The organism is Formosa haliotis (assembly GCF_001685485.1).
In the GTDB taxonomy this organism is placed as follows: Bacteria; Bacteroidota; Bacteroidia; order Flavobacteriales; family Flavobacteriaceae; genus Formosa; species Formosa haliotis.
In genome coordinates this window covers 1,204,351-1,228,608 of sequence record NZ_BDEL01000001.1, presented here as the reverse complement: position 1 = coordinate 1,228,608, position 24,258 = coordinate 1,204,351, and the positions used below count along the sequence as shown (strand labels likewise).

General features: G+C 37.9%; 12 protein-coding genes. 10 read left to right on the top strand and 2 right to left on the bottom strand.

The window, feature by feature from the left end:
• Positions 1 to 16: 16 nt before the first annotated feature.
• The 10 genes from A9D35_RS05180 (at position 17) to A9D35_RS05135 (ending at position 16,821) form a co-directional block, all read left to right on the top strand.
• Positions 17 to 1,543, top strand: a complete 1,527-nt coding sequence (locus A9D35_RS05180; protein ID WP_066219922.1) for a sulfatase family protein — start codon at positions 17 to 19, stop codon at positions 1,541 to 1,543.
• On the top strand, positions 1,543 to 2,913 hold the full coding sequence (locus A9D35_RS05175; RefSeq protein ID WP_066219919.1) for a hypothetical protein: 1,371 nt from the start codon (positions 1,543 to 1,545) through the stop codon (positions 2,911 to 2,913). The genes A9D35_RS05180 and A9D35_RS05175 overlap by 1 nt, the downstream gene beginning before the upstream one ends.
• A gap of 37 nt (positions 2,914 to 2,950) precedes the next feature.
• Positions 2,951 to 4,318, top strand: coding sequence for a family 43 glycosylhydrolase (locus tag A9D35_RS05170; protein WP_066219913.1), 1,368 nt, complete (start codon positions 2,951 to 2,953; stop codon positions 4,316 to 4,318).
• Between the two features lie 170 nt (positions 4,319 to 4,488).
• Positions 4,489 to 5,988 carry a glycosyl hydrolase family 28 protein gene (locus tag A9D35_RS05165; RefSeq protein WP_083191620.1) on the top strand — a complete coding sequence of 500 codons (1,500 nt, stop codon included), beginning with the start codon at positions 4,489 to 4,491 and terminating at the stop codon, positions 5,986 to 5,988.
• Between the two features lie 15 nt (positions 5,989 to 6,003).
• A complete protein-coding gene (locus tag A9D35_RS05160; RefSeq protein WP_066219911.1) occupies positions 6,004 to 7,638 on the top strand; it encodes a GH39 family glycosyl hydrolase in 1,635 nt (544 codons plus the stop codon).
• 355 nt (positions 7,639 to 7,993) lie between these two features.
• Positions 7,994 to 10,090: a T9SS type A sorting domain-containing protein gene (locus tag A9D35_RS05155; RefSeq protein WP_066219908.1), complete on the top strand. Its 2,097-nt coding sequence runs from the start codon at positions 7,994 to 7,996 to the stop codon at positions 10,088 to 10,090.
• A 340-nt stretch (positions 10,091 to 10,430) separates the two neighbouring features.
• Entirely contained in the window at positions 10,431 to 11,633 is a 1,203-nt protein-coding gene (locus A9D35_RS05150; protein WP_066219905.1) for a glycoside hydrolase family 88 protein, read from the top strand.
• A gap of 271 nt (positions 11,634 to 11,904) precedes the next feature.
• Entirely contained in the window at positions 11,905 to 13,275 is a 1,371-nt protein-coding gene (locus A9D35_RS05145; RefSeq protein WP_083191619.1) for a sulfatase family protein, read from the top strand.
• A 254-nt stretch (positions 13,276 to 13,529) separates the two neighbouring features.
• Complete coding sequence (locus tag A9D35_RS05140; protein ID WP_066219903.1) at positions 13,530 to 15,260, top strand: arylsulfatase; 1,731 nt, start codon at positions 13,530 to 13,532, stop codon at positions 15,258 to 15,260.
• Between the two features lies 1 nt (position 15,261).
• On the top strand, positions 15,262 to 16,821 hold the full coding sequence (locus tag A9D35_RS05135; RefSeq protein ID WP_066219900.1) for a sulfatase family protein: 1,560 nt from the start codon (positions 15,262 to 15,264) through the stop codon (positions 16,819 to 16,821).
• Between the two features lie 313 nt (positions 16,822 to 17,134).
• Here the strand turns inward: A9D35_RS05135 and A9D35_RS05130 are convergent, their stop codons facing one another.
• Positions 17,135 to 18,073 (bottom strand): family 43 glycosylhydrolase, encoded by a 939-nt coding sequence (locus A9D35_RS05130; RefSeq protein WP_066219897.1) that lies wholly within the window; start codon positions 18,071 to 18,073, stop codon positions 17,135 to 17,137.
• A gap of 240 nt (positions 18,074 to 18,313) precedes the next feature.
• On the bottom strand, positions 18,314 to 24,226 hold the full coding sequence (locus A9D35_RS05125; protein ID WP_083191617.1) for a carbohydrate-binding protein: 5,913 nt from the start codon (positions 24,224 to 24,226) through the stop codon (positions 18,314 to 18,316).
• Positions 24,227 to 24,258: the final 32 nt, after the last annotated feature.

Here is a 24,258-nt window from a genome sequence, read left to right as displayed (position 1 = left end):
CGCAAACTAATAGTAAATGAAAATAAGTGATTTAAAAATTGTAGTCGTTGGTATAGGTTTATTGCTTTTGTGTTGTCGTTGTACGTCAACATCGAAAGTAGAAGCTCGGGTATTGCCTAATGTGGTACTTATTTTGGCAGACGATATGGGTTATGGAGAAATTGAAGCTCTAGACCCAGAACAAAGTAAAATACCAACACCAACACTTAATCGCTTAGCTTCAGAAGGAATGGTTTTTACAGATGCGCATACCAGTTCGTCGGTTTGTACACCGTCTAGATATACCATGTTAACCGGACGATACAATTGGCGCACGCGATTACAAAGCGGGGTGGTTCAAGGCGGGGCGCAACCTTTAATAGCAGCAGATAGAATGACTTTGGGGCATTTGTTTCAAAAGCAAGGATACAACACGGCTTTAGTTGGGAAATGGCATTTAGAGTATCAGTATCAAGTGCCGGACAGCTTAAAAGCTATTACACCTAAAAAAGAGGCAGGAAAATTTTTAGCGAATGTTCCTATCGGTACTAAAATTCCGGATGGCCCCATAACAAGAGGTTTCAATTCTTTTTATGGTTTTCATCATTCTAGAGCGATGAGTAGTTTTGTTAGAAACGATAAAATTACCGAAGAAATACCTGTGGTTGATGTGTTACCAACATTAACACAAGAAGTAAGTCGTTTAATCGATACAAAGGCTCAAGACGCAAAAAACGGAAAACCGTTCTTTATTTATTTTGCTCAGAACGCTCCGCATACACCAATTGTGCCATCTAAAGAATGGGTCGGTAAAACCGATTTAGGTAAATATGGCGATTTTGTAGCACAAACCGATGGTTCGGTAGGGAAGGTTTTAGAAGCTTTGGAACGCAATGGATTAAGTGAAAATCCGATTGTAATTTTTACTTCCGATAATGGTACGTCTAAATTAGCAAACATTCCAGAATTACAGTCTAAAGGGCATTATCCTAGTGCGGGCTTACGTGGTTCAAAATCCGATTTGTGGGATGGCGGACATAGGGTGCCGTTTATTGTGCGCTGGCCAAACCAGGTTGAAGCGCATTCGCAATCTGAGCAATTAATCTGTTTAGCGGATTTGATGGCTACGTTTGCAGATTATTTTTCTTTTGAAATTCCAGAATATAATGCAGAAGATAGCAAGAGTTTCTTAAATGCATTGTTCGGAAAATCGTTAGAATACCCGAGAAACGAAATTGTACATCATTCTATTGAAGGTCGTTTTTCAATACGTCAAAATGAATGGAAATTGTTATTGGCACCAGGTTCGGGAGGCTGGAGTTCGCCTAAAGATTTTGAAGCTTTAGAAGCCAGTTTACCCGAGATGCAACTTTATAATTTAAATCAAGACTTAGGTGAAACAACTAATTTGGTGGCGCAGTACCCAGAAAAGGTCGATGCTTTAGTCGGCATACTAAAAGAATATATAAAAAATGGAAGAAGCACTACAGGAACCCTGCTAGAAAATGACGTCGATATTGATATCTGGAAAGAAGAAAGCAATTACAGAAAAACAAAACCATAATGAAACATCTATTTCACATAAAAATACAATCTCTAATGTTGATTTTAGGATTATTGCTGCTAAGTGCTAACAGCAATGCCAAAGATATTAAAATCAGTTCCCTTAAAGAGCTTGCCAAATACGCAGCGGCAAGTGGCAATACCATTACCATGGCGCCTGGAGTATATAAACTCACCGATTATTTAACTCCTGACAAGCTTAAAAAACGTAAAGAAAATCAGGACTATCAATACATTACGTTTAGTGGGAGTAATAATGTGTTCAACCTAGAAGGTGTAGAAATAGAATTGGATACCGAAATTAGAACGATATTAAATCCGCCTATTCACACAGACGAATTTTTAATTACAGGTGCTCATAACACGGTTGTGGGACTTACGATTAGATGTATCGGACAAGGCACCTCACGAGGTGGTACAGTGCTTCAAGTGGCTGGAGAATCTAATGTTATAAAAGGCATTACATTATATGTTAAAGGGTCTTATCCGTATGGGTATGGCGATTTATTTGGAAAAGGAAAACAAAAAGAAACCACGATAAAACACCGTAAACACAGTGGCCTTTTGGTGACCGGAGATGAAACGAAACTGTATGGCTGTAAGGTGTATAACCGGTCTTTTGGGCATTGTTTTTTTATTCAACAACATCCTAAGAATGTCTATTTTGAAGATTGTTATGCCGAAGGCGAAGTCCGGTCAACCGACGATATTCTGGCTGAAACTTCAGGGCCAGCATTCGATGTAAATTTTAAAACCTGGACAAAGAATCGTGAAGGCGAATATGTGGTGACTCCTGGCTATATGAAATCGCTTTGCGAAGACGGTTTTAGAACCTATGGGGTTTGCGAAAATATCAGCTTTAAAAACTGTACCGCTAAAAACACACGTGCCGGATTCGAATTGCGTTTTAACACAGCACACGTAGAAAACTGTATAACTATCGGGACAGAACGCGGGTATTGGATCGGAGATAATTCCGTGGTTAAAAATTGTAAAGGCGATGCTAATTACGGACCATTATTATTTGTTGAGGGTAGTGGCGTTAAAGTCGATTTAATTGTAGATGATGCTGAATCAGATCGTCTGGTGCATGCTTTAGCAACCATTCAAGGGGCTGATAATACCATAGTATTAAAATCGGAAAACGGAAAAACGCGTCAAACAGATTTACCCATTCTGGTGGGATATACGCATCCAGAGCATGGGGAAGCGATGTCTCCTTACGGGGAGGCTGAAACCACAAATTTAAATTTAAGAAACGAAACCAAAATGCCTATTAAAATAGGTGTTCAGGCTAGTAATAGCATGATAACCACCAATGGTGAGATTATAGAAAACAAAGGAACGCTTATAAAAGTTACCAAAAGATAATAGCCTTTTAAAACAATTACAGACAAACTATTTAAAAATGAAAACCAAATTATTACTGTTAACAGCGCTTTTAAGTGTGACAATTGGGGTCTCTCAAAATCCCATTTTCACAAACGTATTTACAGCAGATCCATCACCTCATGTGTGGCCAGACGATCCCAATACACTATGGGTGTACACCTCTCACGATGAGCCTGGGTCTAATAACCATTACGGCATGACCGGTTACCACGCCTTTTCTACAACAGATATGGTGAATTGGACAGACCACGGCCGTATTCTTCATATAGAAAATGTAGATTGGGCAGAGAGTCATGCTTGGGCCATGGATGCCGCGTATTATCGTGGGCAGTATTATTTGGTGTACTGTATGAAAGAAGCGGGTATTGGATTGTTTAGAACCGGAATTGCACGTAGCGATGTCCCGCAAGGTCCTTTTACAGATTTAGGTTATGTTAAGGGGGTAGAGTTTGGGCAGGACCCGGCTATCTTTATTGACAACGATGGCACACCTTATCTGTATTGGGGTCACGATAGACAGTGTTATGCTGCAGAATTGAATGAGGACCTTATGTCTATAAAACCCGAAACCTATGTTGATTTAACCAAGCAGTTAACCCATGTATTTGAAGGGCCTTGGGTACACAAACGTAACGGCACCTATTATTTAACCTATCCGGGTTTAACGCCGAGACGCTGGCCAGAAAAAATGTTTTATGCGGTAGCTGATAAGCCATTAGGACCATACACGTTTAAAGGTGTGTTTATAGATGATTTTGAAGGACAAAGCGGGACCAATCACGGCGGAGTTGTAAACTATAAAGGGAAAGATATTATGTTTTATCACAGCGCTTGGTTGTCTGGCGGTTTGAGTGAAACACGGTCTGCAATGGCAGATTATTTAGAATACGATAAAGCAGGCAATATCATTCCGATTATCCCTTCAAAAAAAGGTTTAGGAAAAGCAGAACGTACTAGAGTGACAATGAAATTGGAAGCCGAAAGCGGTTTTGCGGCAGGAGGCAACTTGTACAATGTGTTTGTAGATACGTATTTAAAAGACTATAGCGGAAAAGGCTATGTAACCAATTTCGATAATCCGTACGACCATGTGTCTATGTTAGCCCAAGTTGCCCAGCCATCTAAATTTAGATTTAAAGTGAGCTATGCATCACCAGAAGGGGAGTCTAATCACAATGTATTAATCAATAGTCATTTGTACCGCGAGTTTAAATTCCCACAATCTAAAACCTTTACAGAAATCGATTTTGGTATTGTAGAACTTAAAGCAGGCGATAATCTTATCCGTATTTTCAAAAAAGATTGGAAACCTTCTTCAGGGCAATTGGCTGTAGACTATGTGAAGTTAGAACAAGTTTTTGAAGATGAGATAGATTCAAAATAGAGCTGAAAATTATTAATCACTTATAGCATTGTTCAATACCTGAACTTGTTTCAGTGCCTCTACATAAGAGTTTGATTAATAAAACAAATGAGATGCTGAAATAAGTTCAGCATGACGAAAACAAAATATTTTAACTTAAAGTAGAATATCAAAAAAGATCAACCTCAATTATGATAAAGCAATTAAAACATATGACATTATTAGGAATATTACTGTTAGTAGTATCCGCTTGTGCAGAGCAACCCGTAAGCAAGGTAAAAGTCTACCCTGCACCAAAAGAGATTGTATTGTCTAAAAAATATAAAGTGACTGTTGAAGACCAACAAGTGCCGGTTTACAGCACTAAAATTCCGCCCGATAATCCGATTCCGCGTTTAAACCCCAATAGAGGTGAATTCGGATTAGCTTCAGTTGCTTCATTAGATATGAATGCTGCGGTTACCGTTACGGTAGAATCTCCAGAACAAGTGCATGCGGTTAAAATTTTACCAACGTCTTATGGTATTACACCAATGGTTGATGGCACTAAAATCACATTTCAATTAACAGAACCTGGTCATGTAACGGTTGAAGTGAATGGCGAATGGCACGAATCTTTACACATATTAGCCAATCCGTTTGAAAAAAATGTGCCAAATCCAGACGACCCGAACGTTATTTATTTTGGCCCAGGACTTCATGAAGTTTCCCAATTAACTATTTCCGATGGCCAGACTATTTATTTGGCAGGAGGGGCATATATCCGTTGTACTGTACCAGAGCAGGACGACGAAATTGAAATCCGTGGCCATTTAAGAAAAAAGCCAACTTTTATTCTTGAAGGGAATAACGTGAGCATTAGAGGGCGCGGAATTATAGATCAAAGTACGATTCCTAAAAAAATAAGACGTTATACTATTTTGGCTCATAAAGCAGAGGATGTTACCATAGAAGGTGTAACCATTTTCGACCCGAGCCATTGGACCATTCCGATCCAGAGTTGCGATAAGGTTCATGTCGATAATATTAAAATTTTTGGTTGGCGCGGTAACGCCGATGGTGTAGATATTACTAGCAGTAGCGATCTTTTGGTTGAAAACTGCTTTATGAGAACCTTTGATGATGCGGTTGTTATTAAATCATTTGGCGGTTATGGAGAGGTAAACAATGTACATACGCGCAACTGTGTCGTGTGGAATGAATTGGCGCACGCATTAAGTATTGGTGCTGAAGTGCACGAAAATATTAGCAATGTGCTTTTCGAAGACTGCGATGTCATTCACGATGTGGGGAGGGAAACTGCCTTAAGAGTATATCATTGTGACGATGCTGTAATTAGCGGTGTCATGTTTGATAATATCAGAATTGAAGAAGCGCGTCGATTAATTTCGTGTTGGATCGGTAAAACACGATGGACAGAAACCGAAGAACGCGGCCATATTAAAAATGTAACTTTTAAAAATATTACGGCGACCTCGGCACCTATAGATACCTCACTTACAGGTTTTCAAGATGGGCCAGATTGGAAACCGTATACGATAAAAGACCACGCAAGTATGGAGTTAGTAGGCTACGATGCTGAGCATTTAGTAGAAGATATCCTATTTGATAATGTGATTTTAGATGGCAAAAAAGTAGAAGCAAAACAAGTAACTACGAATGCGTTTGTTAAGGATGTTGAATTTAAATAAATAGATAAAATTAATATGAAGAAATTATGGATTACCGGAGTTTTTATGTTGGCCATGTTCACGGCATTTGCTCAAGAGGTAAAGGTAAAAGCCAACCAATCAGGCGAAAAATTTGAACATTTTTGGAGCAAAAGTGTAGGCGCGGGTCGTGCAAACGAAGGTTTACGTGCCGGTTGGTTAGAGCAGTTAGAAAAGGTACAAGAAGAATGCGGATTTGAGTTTGTAAGATTTCACGGAATTTTTCACGACGATATGTTTCCTGTATTCGAAAAAGAAGGAAAATACACTTACAATTGGCAATATATAGACGATTTGTTTGATAGAATGTTAGATTTAAATGTGCGTCCGTTTGTAGAGTTGGCATTTTTTCCAACCCCATTGGCAGCCGAAAATAGTAAAACGCAATTTTGGTGGAAAGCCAATATTACACCAGATGAATCGAAGTATGGCGAATGGCATAATTTAGTAAAAGCTTTTACACAACACTGTGTAGACCGTTATGGTATTGATGAGGTATTAACTTGGTATTTTGAGGTATGGAACGAGCCAAATTTACATTACGGCTTTTTTGATGGTACCAAATCGCAATATTTCGAGCTGTATAAACAATCTGTTTTGGCAGTGAGATCTGTAGATAATCGCTTAAAAGTAGGGGGACCCTCAAGCAGTAATTTTGTAGCCGATGGGCGTTACGATGGCGAAGTCGAAAGTCGAGATGGGGATTTAATTACGTTTACTGCAGATAATATTAACGATCTAGAATGGAAAGGCTCTTGGATAGAAGACTTTTTAGCATATTGCGAGAAGGAAAAGCTTCCTGTTGATTTTGTGTCGACACATCCTTATCCAACTGATTATCCGTTTAATCCTACCACAGGAAAAGGGAAGGATTTTTCTAGATATGTAAATTCTACCAAAGACGATATCGAATGGTTAAAAAGAACCATTAAAAAAAGTGCTTACCCAAATGCCGAAATCCATTTAACCGAATGGAATACGAGTCCGAATAGTAGAGATGCCATGCACGACTTTTTACCACCAGCAGCGTATATTACCAAAGTAAACTTAGATTGTATTGGGTTAACAAATTCGTTAGCGTTTTGGACCTTTACAGATATTTTTGAAGAAAAAGGCGGAGGAGAAAGTATCTTCCATGGTGGTTTCGGTATGATTAATTATCAAGGTTTAGTGAAGCCTTCGTATCATGCATATAGAATGTTACATCATTTAGGCGATGAACAATTATTTAAAAATGATTATCTGTTTGTAAGTAAAAAATCAGGAGATGGAAAAGTAGTGGCTTTGGCTTATAATTATCCAGAAGACCATTATAATGCGGTGCCTTCAAGTATCAAAAAAATAGATAAATATGAAAACGGAAAACCACGTCAATTAAAAATGGAGCTTACCGATTTAAAACCGGGTACCCAATTTAAATTGGAAACTTTAGACAAAGATCACGGGAATATTTATAATTATTGGGAACAAATGGGAAAACCAGAGCCGCCAACACGGGAGCAAATTAAAGTGATGAAACAAGCTGCCGAAGGCCTAAAGACAGAACTAGTTACAGTAGGTGAAAATGGAAAATTAACTCTAGATCGCGAATTGAGTCCTTGGAGTTTGGTCTTGATCGAGCAGATTAATTAAGCCTATACTTATACGTTTTAAGCTCTCAATAAATAGCAAAAGGAGGCTGTCCTAAAAGTGTTAAACCGTCATTCTGAAATAAATTCAGGTTGACGAAATTTCAACTTTTTAGACAGCCTCTTTCTGTTTAAAAGAATGAAATTTATAAATATGGCTTTTGAGTTTTTTTGTAAATAATTAAATGTTTGGGTTTGTAAATCATTCATTGTGTAAAATTTTAACAATATATAGCGAATTTCGCATATAAGACCGATAATTTAAAGACTTTGAACGCTAAGTTATAATCAATTAAGGTCGCTCATTATACATTGCAGGTGAACTTTAAAATTTTCAAAATGAAAAAACTACTTTATTTATGTTTATTCCTATCTTATTTTTTATGATGGGACATGCCGTTGCCCAAACGGTAACAGTAAACTCACTTGAAGAATTATTGCCGTATTTAAAACAAAGTGATGTTGATGTAAAACTGGCTCCAGGGACCTATTCTATAAACGGGTCCGATATCGATGATGGTACATTCTCCAATCCGCTATTTTTATTTGAAGGCTCCAATAATGTCTACGATTTTACCGATGTAAAAATTGAAATTAGCACAGAGGTTTTAACGAAATTCGGAAATGTTGATGTGAATGAATTTCAAATTTTAGGAAATGACAATGTGCTGAAAAATCTAACGATTGAAGATATCGGCACAACGGCGCCTACCAATAGAGCCCAATCTATAGTAATGGATGGAAGAGATAATAGAATAGAAGGTTTCGATTTAACCATCCGAGGATCCTTTCCGTATGGTTATGGCGATGCGTTTGGAAAAGGCGGCGGGTCTGTAATTAATCATAGAAAACATTCTGGAGTTTTAATAAGAGGACTGCGTAATCACCTTAAAGATTGTAATATTATTTCTAGATCGTATGGGCACATCGTGTTTATGCAAGCAGCAAGTCATCCAACTGTTGAGGGCTGTTATATTGAAGGCGAAATGCGTTCTACAGACGATATGTTGGCTGAAGCGGGAACAGGTACACCAGCCGATAATGTAGATTTTATGACAGTTTGGGGCTATAAATTACCTGCCGGATATATGATGAGTCTTCAAGAAGGCGGTATTAGAGCTTACGATGCAGGTACCACTTATATCGACGGCGAAGAAATTCAACGCGGAACAGACAATCCTACTGTGTTAAATTGTACGGTTAAAAATGCCAGAACGGGGGTGACTTTAGCTCATGCCTCAGGAACGAAAATAGTAGATAATGTCACACTTTTAGGTTGCGAACAAGGCTATTCTATAGGTAGCGGTACGGTGTCTAATTGTAGTGCAGATGCGCAATACGGACCAGTTTTAAGTTTTGCCTATTCTAGCGATAGTAATACGGATATCGATATCACAGTTTTGCCAAGTGATAATCATTATAATGGTAGTGGAACGGTTGCTTATATTGGAGGGAAAGCACACAATATAACTTTAAGAGGAGGAGAGTCTAATAACGACCTTAAAATTCAAGTGGGTGGAGATAAAAATAATATTAGATTGTTGGGGGTAACTTCTAATCAAAATCCATTATCTGCTTCTTCGTTACAATTAAATAATTATACAGATATGCCAGTGGTTTTAGATGAGATGAGTACGAGTGTAGTTGTAAAAACTTGTGGGGCTGGAGAGATAATAGACAAAGGGGTAAGTAATAGTCTTCTAGATTGCTCGGAAGAAGCCTCTGGATTTCCAAATCCAGAAAAAGCATATCGATTAGGTAATAACAGATTTAGATTTTGGGTAATGGCTAATGGAACAGATCAGGCTTTTTCTTTAAGTTATCATGACGATATTAATTCTGGTACAATAAACGATTTTGAAACCTTATTCCCAACAAGTACGGAATCATTTTGGACTTTTACTCCAGTAGAAGGTAGAGAGGGATATTTTTATATAGATTGTATTGGAGGAGGTGAAAAACCAAGGTTAACAGCAACTATGGATAGTGGATTACCTGTAATGTCGGCTAAAACAGTAACTGATGCTTCTGTGCAGTGGTCAGTAGTGCAACCAGAGGGTAGACTTACTTATCATATAACAAACGATAATGCTAGGTTAATTGGAGCTAATTCAGAATCTAATCAAGCTATTTTAGTTGCTCCAGGAAATACAACCAACCAATCACGGTTCGAAGTTATTGAAGTTTTAAATTATTCACTTAGTATTAAAAATGAAAGTTTAAATAATGATATTTTAATGTTTCCCAATCCTACTACCGATATATTAAATGTAGAGATTAAACAAGAAGGATCTGCTCAAGTTGAGGTTTTTAGTTTAACGGGACAAAAGGTTATTTCAAAATTTATGAAAAAAGGAATGAGTCAATTAGACTTAAGTCAGTTATTAAATGGTATGTATATCGTTAAAATTGAATCAGATTCAGGAACTCAAGTTAAAAAAGTTGTCAAGCACTAACTGGTTGATATCTAGTAATTAAAATCTGTTAAGGATTTAGGTGAAATAAAATGTTTTTCATTTTTATTTCACCTTTTCCTATTTTAAAAACACAGTTGTTTTTGCATCCGATATATAAATATTAGATTTTTATATACAGTTTTTTTAAACTAATCTAAAGTAAGTTTATAACTTTTAGGTCTCATGTTTTTTTTTTTTTTAATAGTAGTATTAAGGTGTTTCTAATTCACAAATGGGCCATAATTAATATATATTGAATGCTAATTTGTTTATAGTCTGTATCTTAAAAGCTAATTTTAGTATTTAATCAATCTTTAAGCAAAACCAAAATTAGAAGAGCATGCATATTTTAGAAAAAACTCTTGTAGTGCTATTACTTGTATTCTTGTTTAATAGCTGTAATGAGGCGCAAAAAAAACCTGAAACAATAGAGGTCCAGGTCGTATTACAAGCCAATACCAATAAAATTATTCAAACAGTAAAACATTTACGGGTAAGGGATAGTTTTCCTAGAACGATATTAAAAGGCGATACGTCTTGGGAATTGGTAGGAGTTCGTGATTGGTGTTCTGGCTTTTGGCCCGGAGTTTTATGGTATGCTTATGAGTTTTCTGGAGATGAAATGCTTAAACTAAAAGCCCAAGAATTTACAGAACCTATTAAAAGTATCGCATATTCTAAAGCAACAGATCATGACATTGGGTTTCAGGTATATTGTAGTTTTGGAAACGGATTTCGTTTAACTGGCAACCAAGCTTATAAAAACGTGATGCTTGCCGCTGCAGATACTTTAGCAACCTTATATAACCCCCAAGTTGGTACCATACATTCTTGGCCTAGTAAACCGCAATACCCTCATAATACCATTATCGATAATATGATGAATTTGGAATTATTGTTTTGGGCATCTAAAAACGGTGGAGAAAAGCGATTATATGATATTGCAGAACGCCATGCCGAAGTCACCATGAAAAATTTAATAAGACCTGATTATTCTACCTATCATTTAGCCTCTTTTAATGACAAAACAGGCGAATTTATTCGTGGGGTTGCTCATCAGGGATATGCCGACGATTCTATGTGGGCGCGCGGACAAACTTGGGGGATATATGGTTTTGCGTTTTCGTATAGAGAAACAGGACGTAAAGATTTTTTAGAAGCCTCTATTAAGTTAGCCGATAAATATCTAGAACGTTTGCCGGACGATGGTATTCCGTATTGGGATTTCGACGACCCAAAAATTCCAAATGCCCCTAAAGATGCTTCGGCCGCTGCTATTGCTGCATGTGGTATGTTAGAGTTGGCTACTTTAATAGAAGACCATCAACTTAAAGAAAAATATGCTAAAGCCGCTAAATACTTCATAACGGTGCTGTCGTCTGATGCTTATCTAAGTAAAGATACAAATGATGCGTTATTGCTACACTCTACAGGTCACCATCCACGAAATTCAGAAGTTGATGCCTCCATCATTTATGCCGATTATTATTTTATGGAAGCTTTGTTACGGTTGAGAGCATTCGAAGGACAAAGTAAATCTTAACATCAACTCTAGAAAATATTAGGAATACATTCATAATTACTTCTAGTAACGAATTGTTTTAAGAATTGTTTCGGATTGGGCTTAACTCGGTTAAATACTAAAAGAACTGAACATTAATTTATAGAGAAAAGTCGAAGTAAAACTATAGGTTCCAAATTAAAGGGTCATAACTTATAGTAAAAGCTACATAGCTTATAGCCTAAAATCTTTTTGTCTTGTATTTTTGAGTTGTTAATCGATTTAGGTATATATTCAAAAAGTTAAGGTATTTATGAAAGGTCTAATTGTATGTGTTCAAATAGCACTACTTATCTTCAGTTTAAGGTGTCAATCACAATCGAAAACACCCTTAGAGCGTCATCAAAATGTAATTATTATTTATACCGATGATTTGGGCTATGGCGATTTATCGTGTTACGGCGCTAAAGATTATGAAACACCGCATTTAGACGCCATGGCTGCTCAAGGTATGCGTTTTACCGATTTTTCAACGTCTAGTTCCATTTGTACACCGTCGCGAGCTGGACTTTTAACCGGACGATATGCGCAGCGCTGGGGACAGGATGATGGTGTGTTTTGGCCCTATAGCAAAGATGGTATGCCGGCTTCGGAACTAACGATTGCAGAGATTCTTAAAGAAAACGGATACCAAACCGGTATGGTTGGGAAATGGCATTTGGGCCATAAACCTGAATTTTCGCCAACAGCACAGGGTTTCGATATGTACTATGGGATCCCATATAGTAACGATATGTGGCAAGATCCAGAAACTCCATTAGCTAAGGACGTTGTGTTCAATGAAAATCTTACCGAATCAGATTATAAAACAGAAAATCCGAAGAAAAATTTTAGAAATAAAGTACCATTAATGTTAGGAAATGAGGTGATAGAATGGCCAGTGGATCAATCCTTACTCACAAAAAAATACACCACTAAAGCCACCCAATTTATTACAGAACATAAAAATCAACCCTTTTTTTTATATGTAGCGCATAGTATGCCACACACGCCTTTGTATGCATCGTCACAATTTAAGGGTAAAACCAAACGCGGTTTATTTGGCGATGTGTTAGAAGAAATAGATTGGTCTGTAGGTGAAATTTTAAAGACTTTAAAACAGACAGGTTTAGACAAAAATACCTTGGTAATTTTTACCTCGGATAACGGGCCTTGGTTAAGTAAGAAATTAGATGCTGGTTCGGCTGGTAATCTTAGAGATGGTAAATTTTCGCCTTACGAGGGTGGTAGTCGCGTGCCTGCTATAGCTTGGCAACCCGGTTTTGTGCCGAGTGGTGTAGTTTCTCATGCACAGGTATCTACTTTAGATATGCTGCCAACTATGGTTCATTTAACCGAATCGGCACTTCCTAAAGACCGGATATTAGACGGGAAGGATATTACTTCAATTTTAAGTGGTGAAACGCAAACCTTAAAGCAAGATTATTTCCTATACCGAGGCAATGCTATTAGAATGGGGCCGTGGAAATATGTTTTGGATGATGATAAGCAGGCTCTATATAATTTAAATGAAGATGTAGCAGAATCTAAAAATGTCATCAGTTCTAATCCAGAAAAAGCACAGGTGTTAAAACGCAATTTAGATAGTATAAAGCATAGTTTTACAATTAAAACCATGCCGTAAACGCCCTGTTAATACAGAAATAGATTATAAGTTATAGGTTATGAGCTATAACTTATACTATAAAAACCGAATAAAAGATACCTTAGCCTTAAAGGAAATCCATAACAAACAACCTAGTTGCATTTTATGACTATTTTATTAAAACACCAAGCTAAATATATCATAGCATTTTTAAGTTTAGCACTTATTAGTTCTTGTAATACGAAAGAAAAAAGAATGAAGTAGCGCAAGAGCAAGCTTCGAACAAACCGAATGTGATCCTAATTTTGGTCGACGACCAGGGGTATGGAGATATTGCCGCTTTAGGTAATCCGTATATAAAAACGCCCCATATTGATGCGCTTCATGCTAGCAGTGCTCGTTTTACAGATTATCATGTTAATCCTACCTGTGCACCAACTAGAGCCGCTTTATTAACTGGACATAATGCTAATAGAGCTGGGGTTTGGCATACCGTAAATGGTCGCTCCATACTTTTAGAACGTGAAACCACGGCGGCACAAATTATGAAAGCCAACGGCTATGCAACCGGAATTTTCGGAAAATGGCATTTGGGCGATAATTACCCATCGCGACCACAAGACAAAGGTTTTGAAGAAGTACTTATTCACGGTGGTGGTGGTATCGAGCAAACCATGGATTATTGGGATAACGATTATTTTAACGATACCTATCACCATAACGGAAAGCTGGAAAAGTTTGAAGGCTTTTGTACCGATATTTGGTTTGATGAGGCCATGAAATTTATGGCAGAAAATAAAGCGAAGAACAAACCCTTCTTTTGTTATTTGCCAACTAATGCCGCACACACCCCGTATTTTGTAGCCAATAAATATTCAGATCCGTATAAGGATAACGAGAATATCCCGAGTGCAGCATTTTATGGTTTGATTGCTAATGTCGATGAAAATATTGGGAAGCTTACCGAGTATTTAAAGACTAGTGGATTAATGGATAATACCATTTTAGTGTTTATGACCGATAATGGGACTTCGGCTGGGGCCAAAATCCCGAAGACAGATGACCGTTTAGACGGTTTTGTAACCAATGGATTTAATGCCGGAATGCGTGGAATTAAAGCAAGTAAATACGAAGGCGGCCACCGTGTCCCTTTATTTATTCATTGGAAAGATGGCGGGATTACCGTAGGAAAAGATATCGATGCGCTAACTGCGCATTACGACGTATTACCAACCTTAGTTGATTTATGTGATTTAGAAGTAAACGATTCTATTGCCTTCGACGGACAAAGTTTAAAACCATTAATAGCTGGCGACGATTCTAATTTTAAAGAGCGTATTGTAATCACCAATTCACAACGTGTCGATGTGCCAGAACCTTGGCGAAGAACATCGCTAATGCAAGGAAAATGGCGTTTAATTGACGGTACCGAATTATACGATTTAACTAGCGATCCTGAGCAACGTACCAATATTGCCGAACAACATCCAGAAAAAATGGCTGAATTTAAAGCGGCTTACGATGCCTGGTGGGCAGATTTATTACCGGGTTATAACGATCTTCCACGTATTTATATAGGCCACAAAGCAGAAAACCCAACAACCTTATTTTGTCACGATTGGCATACCGAAAAAGCGGCAAGTCCCTGGCATCAGCGCCATATTCGTTCCGGATATATGGATAATGGTTATTGGTTGGTAAAAGTTGCCGAAACCGGAACTTATAATTTAAAATTACGTCGTTGGCCTAAAGAAACGAAGTTAGCCTTAGGTGCCGAAGCGGATATTCGTCCAGAACTTTCGGGTACCAGCGTTAGTGCATCGAAAAAAGGAAAAGCTTTGCGTATTAAAAATGCGCGAATTAAAATTCAAGATGCTGAAGACGAGAAAGCCGTGGATGACACTCAGGAATATGTAGAGTTTACAGTCGATTTAAAAGCGGGAGAAACCCAACTTCAAACGTGGTTTACTTTAGACAATAATGAAGAATTAGGAGCGTATTATGTCACCGTTGAAAAGTTATAATATGCTACAGCATAAACCCATTTTTACTTGCCTTGTTGTGTTAATTGGCATCAACATTTTGGTGGCACAACAGGGCAAAGAGGTTAAAAAACCAAATATAGTAATTATTTACACAGACGATCAGGGCTATGGCGATGTTGGAGCTTTAAATCCGGAGGCAAAATTTAAGACGCCTAATATGGATAAAATTGCCAATGAAGGTGTTGTATTTACCGATGGTCATAGTAGTGATGCGGTGTGTACGCCCTCTCGTTATAGTTTACTTACCGGGAGATATAGTTGGCGAACCAGTTTAAAAGCAAATGTATTGCGTGCCGATGGCCCGTGTTTAATTGAATCTAAAAGAATGACTATTGGTTCTCTGCTTCAGGCTAATGGATATGATACAGCCATGATTGGAAAATGGCATTTGCAAATGGAATTTGAAGGTGAGCGGGGTAAAAATCGCGATTGGTCTCAACCTTTTAAAGAAGGGCCAATAGAACATGGTTTCGATTACTTTTTTGGAATTCCAGCGTCGATGAATTATGGTATTCTAACCTATTTGGAGAACGATCGCGTGCTAGATCCGCCAACGATGTGGACCAAAAAGAAAATGGATGTTACACCACGAACATACAGGATGACACCGCCATATCAAGACCAACAACAAAAAGGGTATTTAGAAGTAGCGCCGTCGTTTAACGACGAATTAGTTCTAGAAACTTTAACCAACAAAGCTGTGGCCTATATTGATGCAGCCACAAAAAAAGACAAACCGTTCTTTTTGTATTTTCCATTAACAAGTCCGCACTTACCACATTGTACACATCCCGATTTTCAGGGCACGAGTAATTGTGGCAATTATGGAGATTTTATGCAAGAAACCGATTTTCGAGTGGGGCAAATTTTAGACGCCTTAAAAGCTAACGGGTTAGAGGAGAATACCTTGGTTATTTTTTCTTCGGATAATGGTGCAGAAAGTAATTATGAATATCAAAAAAAAACCTATCAGCATTATAGTTGTATGAATTTTAAAGGCGGAAAACGCGATATTTACGAAGGCGGACATCGGGTGCCATTTTTAATGCGTTGGCCAGAAACTATAAAAGCTGGAAGTGTAGTGAATACGCCAGTTTGCCAGACGGATTATTTAGCAACTATTGCCGATATTGTTGGCGCTAAGCTTCCGGATACTGCTGCCGAAGACAGTTTTAGTTTGTACCACTATCTTAAAAATCCAAGTACCGATATCGATGCAGAGCGTCCCGTTATTCATCATGCATTTACAGGACATTTTGCCATTCGCGAAGGAAAATGGAAATTGAATATGCTTCGTGGTTCGGGCGGATCCTTAAAACCAATTTTAATCGAACCAAAACCAGGGGAAGCACTTTATGAATTATATGATATGGAAAACGATCCTGGAGAAACTAAAAATCTATATTTTCAACATCCCGAAATAGTCAATCGATTAAAATCTAAAATAACAACAATCATCGAAACAGGCAGATCGACGGAAGGAGCACCACAGCCTTTTGTAAAAGAAAATTGGCCGCAATTAACATGGATGAAATTGTAAAAATAATAGCAATGTCCATTAAAATAACCGTAATAAAACGCCCTTTCCTGCCAGCCGGCAGGCTGGTTTATTTTCTAATTCAGAATAAAAAGAAACTGTAGCTAAGGCTATGCTTTATTTTTCTTCTTCCTATAAAGAAAAAAATCATCTTTTTATTTCACAGTAATTTCAATCAGGAATTGTTATAAAATCTAATTAGATAAAACAAAACTAGCAGGACTTCAGGTAGTGCTAGTTTTTTGTTTAACAGGGATTCGGTTTTAAGGTATGCTTATTATGTCTTTACAAGAAACGGTCGTAAAATTGAATTAGACTATTTTGTTGGAATAACTTGTTGTATGGTGCCATCTTCGTTATAAAATAATTTGTCAAAACAAATCGATCTACGAAAGGGATGTGGACTACCTTCATGACCCCAACCAAACTTTCGTTCTACTTCGGGGTGATTTTTATAATACAAATCGGAATTATGATAAAATAGATACCATTGTCCCTTATATTCAACTATGGAGTGATGGTTTGTGCCACTATTCATTTTTTCTAAAATCACCCCTTTATATTCAAAAGGGCCTAAAGGGTTGTCTGCCGTACAATATTTTATTTCACCACTAGTTCCTACATACGATAAATAGTATTTTCCTTTGTATTTATGCATCCAAGAGGCTTCAAAAAAATCGTCGGTACCTTCCAATAAGTGCACTTCACCATCGTAAGAAACCATATCGGGATTCAGTTTTATGGCATTAACGACCAACTGGCCCATATATAAATAGGCTTGTCCGTCGTCGTCTATAAACACGCCAGGATCTATAAAATCTCTGTTACAAACTACGCCTTTGGTATCCATAGAAATTAAAGGCTTACCTAGCGGGTCAACAAAAGGCCCAGTAGGGGAATCGCTTACTGCAACACCTATATGAAATTGGTCTGTAGGAAAATAAAAATAGTATTTCCCATTGGCTTGAATGCAGTCTGGTGCCCAAGCATATTTTGTAGCCCATTTTACATCTTTAATGTCTAAAGCAACACCGTGATCGGTCCAGGTTACCATATCGGTGGTAGAAAATACATGCCAATCTACCATATCGAACCACTCGGCATCATCTGGATCGTGAGATGGATATACATAAAGCGTATCGTTAAAAACCCGCGCCGAAGGATCTGCCGTATACATATGTGTAACAAACGGATTTTGAGCGAAGCAAGGGGTTCCAATAATCATAAATATAAGAATAAGGTTGAAATGTTTCATTGATTTCATTGTTAAGGAATACAACTCGGTATTCTTATTAAATATACTAATTTTTGGAGTCGTAAGTAGGTCTCTTTAAGTGTTTGTCTACATAAATGTTATTGAATTATGTCTTTTTGATGTTGCATTAATTATATACATAGAAATTAATTGTAACTGATGAAACTGAATAGAATGGGGTGAAAAAAAAAGAGGCCGCCTTTTCAGGCAGCCTCTTTGCAATAAGATACTAGAGGATTATTATTTTTTAATAATCTTTTTGGTTATTTGGTAGCCATCCTTTTCAATTTTAACTAAATATAAACCACTTGGAACATGATTTAAATTGATAGATGCTTCATTAAATTTAACCGTCGTATTTAAAATTTGTTTTCCGGTTACATCATAAAATTGAAGTCTAGCTCCAGCAGCGTTCCTAATATTTAAGTTTTGAGATACTGGATTAGGGTATAATACCAAGGTGTTTAATGCTTCTTGATCTACAGACAGCGATTCGCTATGGAACTGTAACCAGTTTACATTAAATAAACCTTCGGTGTTGCCCTTAAATACAAGATATACATCGTGAATACCATCAACTGTAGAGAGGTCTTCTGTAAGGGTAGACCAGGTGGTTAAACCGCCAGTTTCTGGAACCTCTATAGTCGAGATTAATTCACCTGCATAATCATCTAAACGTACCTCTATGGTGTTTCCTGCCTGTTGTGATGCAACACGAACAGACATAGACATGGCTCCAGTAATATCTAAATCGTTAAACATAATCCAGTCGTTGTTTTGGATGTTAACAAGGTCTGATACACCATCTTCATCCGTAGTACTTTCAGTTTGGGTACCATTTACTAATTGATAGTTTTCAGCCTCTATACGTTCAAATGGAACAATAGGTGCCGATACGGTTGAATTACTAAATAAGAACCAGTTTACATTACATACATTCGGACTGGTTTCGGTTTGGAATACAAAGTAAACATCGTGCGTACCATCTGTTGGTTCTATATTGTTTTCTACTGTTTCCCAAGTGTGCCAACCACCAGTATTGTGTAATTGGATTGTACCAATTAATGCACCATCTGCGGCATCTAAGCGAACTTCGATTTTGGCATCGTCGAATAGCGAACCAATTCTTGAACTTACACTTTTAGCTCCAGTTAAGTCAACGGCGTTAAACATAACCCAATCTCCAGGTACAATTCCTCTTAAATCTTCACCACCATCGATGTCGGAAGTGGTTCTAACATTCGGGTTTCCTTGCTGATTGTCGTATGCTTCAGCTTCAATTCTTGCAAAATTACTATCAGAAGCCTTGAAATGTAACCAGTTTAAATTGAATAAATAGCCAGTACCACCTTTAAAAACAAGGTACACATTTTGAAGGCCATTCGTTGGAATTAAATTCGTTGTCGTCGTTTCCCAAGAATTCCAATTACCGGTACTGCTTAATTGTGCATTACCAATTAATTCGCCAGTAGGAGCGCCTAATCTAACTTCTACGCGTGTATTAGAATTTGTGGTGCTATAACGTAAATCTAAGGTTACCATGTTAGTTAGATCTACATCGTTAAACATTATCCAGTCGTCGTTTTGAATCCAACCCACATTCATGTCTCCATGATCGTCGGAAGTCTCTTGGGTGTCGATACCAGCCATATCATCGTAATCTTCGGCCTCGTAAAAACCAGGATCACTTACAAGTTCTTTAAATTGTAACCAGTTAATATGTAATAGCTCATTTTCAGAACCTTTATATACTAAATATACATTTTGTTCGCCTTCAATTTGTTCTGAAAGCTCTGCGCTTACCGTTTGCCAGGTAGTATTACTACCGGTATTAGGGATGTTAATGGTTGAAATTAATTGACCGTCGTAAGCGCCTAAACGTACTTCAATACTAGAAGAATCATAAGCACTTGCCACACGGACATCGATAGCTCCTAAATCTGATAAATCGATATTTTTATACAAGGTCCAGTTGCCATTTTGAATGTTGCTAACTTCTTCTACACCATCTTCGTCAGACGTTGTAATGGTAGTTGTACCTTGGGCTAAGTCATAATCTTCAGCTTCTATTTTTGCTAAAGGATCTCGTGGATAGCTAATTTTCTCTTCAGATAACTGGAACCAGTTGATGTTACAAACATTTGGGCTGGTAACGGCACTAAAAATGAAATACACATCGTGAACACCTGTAGTAGGTGTAAGATTGTTACTTGTAGTTTCCCAAGTGTGCCAACCTCCTGTATTGTGCAATTCTATCGTTCCGATAAGATTTCCATCAGCAGCATCGGTACGTACTTCTATAAAGGCATCATCGTATAAAGAGCCGAAACGCGCACTGATACTCTGAGCATTGCTAAGGTCTACGGCGTTAAATTTTATCCAGTCGCCTGGGAAAATACCACGTAAATCTCCGTTTCCATCAATGTCTGATGTAGAGTCTGCTACGGTTGGATCTCCAAATTGTTCGTCAAAATCTTCTGCTTCAATTCTGTCGTATGGATTCGTATACACCTTAAATTGCATCCAATTTAATTGAACCATATCCTCGTCTTCACCTTTAAAAACAAAGTAGATATCATGTTCTGTATTTATAGGATCGATAGCTGCATTAAGCGTTGCCCAGTCGGTATTAGATCCGGTACTTGGTAAATCTATTAGGGAAATAATAGGGCCATCTGTAGCATCTAAACGCACTTCTAATGTACCATTTCCTGAAGCACTTGCTAATCTTAAATCTAAGCTAGAAGCGTTTGTAAGATCTAAAGCCTCAAACATAATCCAATCGTCATTGCCAATACTGCTCACTTGGCTAACTCCATCACTATCTGTGGTTGCAATGGTTTCGGTACCATTTTCTGAATCGAAATCTTCCGCCTGAAAGATTGAAAACGGATCGGTTGGAGCTTTTACATAAGCATCGGAAAACTGAAACCAATTGATATTACATACATTGGCACTGGTTTTAGTTTGATACACCAAGTACACATCGTAAATACCAGTTACATCTTTTATATATGCGCTTACGGTTTCGTACACTTGCCACGCTCCGGTGTTAACCACATCTACAGTCCCAATAAGTTCACCATCAACACTATTTAAACGAACTTCAATAAAGGCATCATCATACGTACTAGCAACTCGTGCATTTATACTTTTTACATCGGTTAAATCTAACCCAGCATACATACTCCAGTGACCAGGTTTTACAGAACCTAAATTCTGAACGCCATCAACATCGCCTGTGTTTCCTATTTTAGGTCCATCGGCTTCGGTGAAATCTTCGGCTTCAATTCTCGCAAACGGATCGGTAGTTTCAACGATATTAATTTTAGAAACTGTATAATAATTCTCGTCTGTAGCGGTTTGTCCTTCAATAATTAATTCTAATGTGCTTCCGGAAAGGTTTCGCACTATGCCTGTATGTTCTGTAAGCATGCCTTGAAAATCTGCAATACTAATCGCTTCGCCACCGTCTAGTTTATACATTAATTTAACCTGATCTGTAGCTGCTAAAGTTCCTGTTTCTGCTAATTCAATATAGGCATTTACACTACTCACGCAACTAATATCGATAAGACCAGAAGACCAAGTCACAGGTTCAGATTTTATGGTGAAACCTTCTGGTATAAAAGGCAAGTCGCACGGATTTACAAAATTTTCTCCATCTAGAAGTATCCAGTTTAATTTCCAGTCGGATGAGTTAGAGGTTATTCTTAAGGTGTGAGATCCGGCAGGTAAATATGTTGTCTGATCCGATTTTACTGTGGCCCATGTATTGGCACTTCCTGTAGAAGCAAAGGACATAGAATCTAAATCTTCACCATTAAGAGTCACAGAAAACTGATTGTTATCTTGGGCACTAGCCATTCGGTAATTAAAACGGTAGGTGGCAGACACAGGAATGTCTATGGTGTATTCCATCCAATCGTTTTCGTCTATAGCTGTTACATGCTCATTACCACTGGTATCGGTGGTGGTTTCTGTCTCTACACCATTCATAGAGGTATAAGCTTCAGCTTCAATTTGCTGAGAACCGGCTAGGTTTATGTTAAATGTAAGCGTGCTAGTAACCCCGCAGTCATTAGTGTAAGTAGCTTGGTACACTCCAGCTAGGTCTGAAGTAATAGCTTCTAACACCACTTCACGATCTGAACTACTAAAATTGTTTGGACCAGTCCAAGCCCAGCTACCTCCAACTAAAGGTTGCGGGTGTAAACGTGCTGTATTTCCAGGGAAAATATCAACATCGGCTGTTTGCTGATTTTGAATGGAAAGCCCCAAAGGATTCAATTCTTCTACATAAGGTACGATTGCCACAGCGGCACATTCTAACTTTAAATCTAACCAATTTAATTGCCATTGTGCAGCGTGAGCTGTGATTTTTAAAGTTTGTGTTCCTGCTTCTAAATAAAACGGTGCAGCCGATGTTACGGTAGTCCAAGTATCATCGGAGCCTGTTGCAGCAAATGTAACTTGCTCTAAATCTGTATCGCCTTGACTTAAAGTGAAGTCACCATCTGTTGTACCAGAAACGCGGTAGCTCATGGTATAGGTTCCTGCTAAGGCTACATCTATATCGTATTCTAACCAATCGTTAGCATCGATAGATGTGATGTGTTCGCCGTTACCGTCGTCTGTGGTAGCTGCTTTTGTAACACCATTCATATTGGTATAGGCTTCAGCTTCAATTTTATTAACAGAAACTGCTTCGTGGACAATGTTATTATCAGTTCCTAAATCGGTAACCATTCCACCAGAAACTCCTGTTACGTTAGATGTTTCTGTATCTAAAACAATAGGGAAGTTGGTGTGGTTGTTTATGGTAATATTATTCGCAGTAAAATTATCTTGGTTGTTTAAACTTTCGCCTTGCGTACTAATATGGTTTCTTTCGCCTCCAAATTTAATTTTCAAATCTTGGTCGATAACCAATCCAGGCGCGCTTTTTAAAGTAATGTTGTGATTACTTCCACCTATATATGCGACGTTTCCAGAACCATTATAGTATGGATCTTCTGCAGGAATAATAGTAATGTCTGTATTATATGTAGTAGCATACACAGGCCCAAAAGCGACATCGGCATAACAGTCTACCACCGTACCTGTTCCTAAAGAAAAGCCGTTTTCACAACCAATGGCAGTAGTGCCTTCTACATATTTTGTACCGGTAGCATGAGCAACAGTAACTCCAGTTCTTAAGTGTTTAATCGTACAGTTTTTTACCGTTACATTTGAGGTTCCACGGCTATATTCTACACCATCAATAATAGTTTCTCCAGCATTATAGGCACGGATACCTGCTTCACCTGTACTTTTCATATAGCCGGGAGGTAAGCGGTAGCCCCAAACCGTGTAAAAGTCGATTAAATCTGCAGCAGATCCTGTGCCTTCTTCGGCCAGCATATCGTCTGTAGATCGCATTTCACCTTCTAAATAACAATCTTCTATAATAGGATTGTTAGCGGCTTGCATAAACATACAATGTCCGTAGGTTCTGTGAATTATAGTTACGCCTTTAGCGTGGTTAGATTCCCCTCGAATTAAAAATGCACTGTGTTTGTAATGTTTAATAGTATAGGTTCCTCCTTTACCAAATGCATCTCCATATCCGTACGGGTAAGATCCTTTTGCTGTAATATGGAAGCCTTCTATGCGGTTATTGGCACCGTCCATAGTAATATTACAAGCACCGTTTTTTGGATAATCGTCTACACTACCAAGGTCTACCAAGGTTAAGTTTTTAAGTACATTATTATTACCTGTGGTTTGTACTTCGTAGAAATTGTCATAAGATCCAGAATAGGCATTGAAAACCGCAGTTTCAACATTCACGGTCACGCCTGTAAAATCGTAAACGCTATTATTTCCGGAGACTAAAAATAAGACATAATTTTTACGACCTAAAAATTCGGTATAATCAGGAAATAGACCGTTTTGAATGTCTTCTGCCGTAACCGTGTAAGTGCCTGGAGTTAAGGTTACATTTACGTTGTCCTGCTTTAAATACGGCAGTAGTTCTTGTAAAGAATTTACGGTGACTTGGGCAAAGGATATACTACTGGCCAGCAGACCGAGTAATACGAGCAATAATTTTGGCTTAAATGCCAGTTTACCATGTCGTTTCATGGGTTTCATAGTTAGGTTTGTTTTCATAAATAATGAATTTTGGTTAAAATATTATTGGT

Bases quoted from the DNA above. Each gene is read 5' to 3' on its own strand.
- A9D35_RS05165 (WP_083191620.1), top strand. From the start codon at position 4,489: ATGATAAAGCAATTAAAACATATGACATTATTAGGAATATTACTGTTA.
- A9D35_RS05155 (WP_066219908.1), top strand. From the start codon at position 7,994: ATGTTTATTCCTATCTTATTTTTTATGATGGGACATGCCGTTGCCCAA.
- A9D35_RS05175 (WP_066219919.1), top strand. From the start codon at position 1,543: ATGAAACATCTATTTCACATAAAAATACAATCTCTAATGTTGATTTTA.
- A9D35_RS05170 (WP_066219913.1), top strand. From the start codon at position 2,951: ATGAAAACCAAATTATTACTGTTAACAGCGCTTTTAAGTGTGACAATT.
- A9D35_RS05135 (WP_066219900.1), top strand. From the start codon at position 15,262: ATGCTACAGCATAAACCCATTTTTACTTGCCTTGTTGTGTTAATTGGC.
- A9D35_RS05145 (WP_083191619.1), top strand. From the start codon at position 11,905: ATGAAAGGTCTAATTGTATGTGTTCAAATAGCACTACTTATCTTCAGT.
- A9D35_RS05180 (WP_066219922.1), top strand. From the start codon at position 17: ATGAAAATAAGTGATTTAAAAATTGTAGTCGTTGGTATAGGTTTATTG.
- A9D35_RS05125 (WP_083191617.1), bottom strand. From the start codon at position 24,226: ATGAAAACAAACCTAACTATGAAACCCATGAAACGACATGGTAAACTG.
- A9D35_RS05150 (WP_066219905.1), top strand. From the start codon at position 10,431: ATGCATATTTTAGAAAAAACTCTTGTAGTGCTATTACTTGTATTCTTG.
- A9D35_RS05160 (WP_066219911.1), top strand. From the start codon at position 6,004: ATGAAGAAATTATGGATTACCGGAGTTTTTATGTTGGCCATGTTCACG.
- A9D35_RS05130 (WP_066219897.1), bottom strand. From the start codon at position 18,073: ATGAAACATTTCAACCTTATTCTTATATTTATGATTATTGGAACCCCT.